This window comes from Phytobacter sp. V91, assembly GCF_965644225.1.
Lineage (GTDB): Bacteria > Pseudomonadota > Gammaproteobacteria > Enterobacterales > Enterobacteriaceae > CBFFRJ01.
Map to the genome: position 1 here is coordinate 1 of NZ_CBFFRJ010000252.1, position 2,364 is coordinate 2,364.

Annotated in this window: 2 protein-coding genes and 1 pseudogene; all 3 read left to right on the top strand. The window is 55.0% G+C overall.

The window, feature by feature from the left end; translation table 11 throughout:
* Positions 1-70 precede the first annotated feature (70 nt).
* Positions 71-409 (top strand): annotated as a pseudogene (locus ACSZO4_RS25350) (BcsE family c-di-GMP-binding protein); the annotation flags it as partial.
* Positions 406-603, top strand: coding sequence for a cellulose biosynthesis protein BcsF (gene bcsF, locus ACSZO4_RS25355; RefSeq protein WP_437891851.1), 198 nt, complete (start codon positions 406-408; stop codon positions 601-603). The pseudogene ACSZO4_RS25350 and the gene bcsF, both read left to right, overlap by 4 nt.
* Positions 596-2,275, top strand: a complete 1,680-nt coding sequence (gene bcsG, locus ACSZO4_RS25360; RefSeq protein ID WP_437891852.1) for a cellulose biosynthesis protein BcsG — start codon at positions 596-598, stop codon at positions 2,273-2,275. Before bcsF ends, bcsG begins: the two co-directional genes overlap by 8 nt.
* Positions 2,276-2,364 lie beyond the last annotated feature (89 nt).

Genomic DNA, 2,364 nt, shown 5'->3' on the forward strand with positions numbered 1-2,364 from the left:
CGGGCATCGTGAAAAATCTATGGCAAAGAAAGCCTTATGTTCTCATAACTGACGATTAAATCGCACCTTCCCTAACCGCGTGGGGGATATCGTCACTATTGGGGATAACCGGCTGGTGATGTTTTTATCTTTTTGTCGGGTCAATGACCTTGATACCGCCTTAAACCATATCTTTCCGCTCCCCACCGCCGATATTTTCTCCAACCGTACTATCTGGTATGAAGACGCACAGATTGCGGGTGAACTGCTGCTGATGCGCGAGATTAAGCCAGAGCAATGGGGAACCCCGCTGACGGTGGTGACGGAAAACACGAAAAACGTCATTAACGCAGAACATGACGGGCATGTCTGGCGCCGTATTCCGGAGCCCCTGCGATTATTAAGTGAAGACACGGAGCGCTCATCATGATGTCCATTGCCGACATAATTCAGCTCGTGGTGCTTTGCGCGCTGATTTTCTTCCCTCTGGGGTATTTCGCGCGCCACTGGCAACAGCGTATCCGCATCATCCTGCGAATAATGTTTGTTAAACCCCGGTATGTGAAATCGGCTGGCGTTTTGCGCCGTCCATCGCTTGTCAAGGCAGACCGAAAACATGACTAATCAAACCATTACCACTTCTGCCCCTTCCTCCCTGTGGCAATACTGGCGGGGTCTTTCTGGCTGGAACTTCTACTTCCTGGTGAAGTTCGCGCTGCTGTGGGCGGGTTATCTCAATTTTCATCCGCTGCTGAATCTGGTGTTTATGGCATTTTTGCTGATGCCATTGCCCAAACTGAGTCTGCACCGGTTACGCCACTGGGTTGCCATCCCTGTTGGCTTCGGGCTGTTCTGGCATGACACCTGGCTGCCAGGACCGGAAAGTATATTAAGTCAGGGAAGCCAGGTTGCGGGATTCAGCGCCGACTACCTGCTCGATCTGGCGACCCGCTTTATAAACTGGCAGATGATTGGCGGGCTGTTTGTCCTTTATATCGCCTGGCTGTTCCTCTCCCAGTGGCTGCGGGTCACCGTGTTTGTGGTGGGGATAATGATCTGGCTGAATGCGCTGACGCTGGTCGGTCCGGCCTTTACCTTATGGCCAACATCGCAATCCACGCCGACCATCGCCACCACCGGCGGTACGGCGGCGACCACTGTCGCCACTGCCGGGGCAACACCGGTAGTTGGCGACATACCGGCGCAAACGGCGCCACCGACCTCTGAGAACCTGAATGCCTGGCTCTCAAGCTTCTACACAGCGGAAGAGAAACGGCAGACGCCGTTCCCTTCGCAGCTTGCGGCTGATGCCCAGCCATTTGATTTGCTGGTGATTAATATCTGCTCGCTCTCCTGGGCCGACATTGAAGCGGCGGGTCTGTCGACGCATCCCCTGTGGCAGCATTTTGATATCGTCTTTAAGCAGTTCAATTCGGCGACGGCCTATAGCGGCCCGGCGGCAATACGTCTGCTGCGCGCCAGCTGCGGTCAGACCTCGCACAAAAATCTGTACCAGACAGCCGGGGCGCAATGCTATCTGTTCGATAATCTGGCGAAGCTGGGCTTTACTCAGCAACTGATGATGGACCACAACGGGGTATTCGGCGACTTCCTCAAAGAAGTGCGCGAAAACGGCGGGCTGCAGGTGCCGTTAATGAATCAGGCGGGTCTGCCTCCGGTTCTGCTCTCTTTTGATGGCTCGCCAGTGTACGACGACACCGCCGTGCTCAATCGCTGGATGGAGAGCGAAGCCACCCAGCAGGGTCATCGCACCGCAACCTTCTATAACCTGCTGCCGCTCCACGACGGTAACCACTATCCGGGCGTAAGACAGACGGCGGATTATAAAATCCGGGCGCAGAAGATGTTTGATGAGCTGGATGCTTTCTTTACCCAGTTAGAAAAATCCGGGCGCAAAGTGATGGTGGTGATGGTGCCAGAACATGGCGCAGCCCTTCAGGGCGATAAAATGCAGGTTTCTGGTCTGCGGGATATTCCCAGCCCCTCCATTACCCATGTGCCGACCGCGATTAAGTTCTTTGGCATGAAGGCTCCGCATCAGGGGGCGGCGATTGAAGTAAACCAACCAAGCAGCTTCCTGGCCGTTTCGGAACTGGTGGTACGGATACTGGATGGCAAAATTTTCACCCAGGACAGCGTTAACTGGGATCAACTGACCAGCGGCCTGCCGCAGAGCGCGCCGGTTTCCGAAAACGCCAATGCGGTGGTGATCCAGTATCAGAACAAGCCCTATGTTCGCCTGAACGGCGGCGACTGGGTGCCGTATCCGCAGTAGTGCGGTTTTTCCCCCCTCACCCTAACCCTTGTATGTTTAAAGTCACTTCAGTTACCCGCCACCAGGCGGGTACACTGCTACCGTGTTTG

Excerpts from the sequence above, each read along its gene's own strand:
- bcsF (WP_437891851.1), top strand. The coding sequence starts at position 406 with ATGATGTCCATTGCCGACATAATTCAGCTCGTGGTGCTTTGCGCGCTG.
- bcsG (WP_437891852.1), top strand. The coding sequence starts at position 596 with ATGACTAATCAAACCATTACCACTTCTGCCCCTTCCTCCCTGTGGCAA.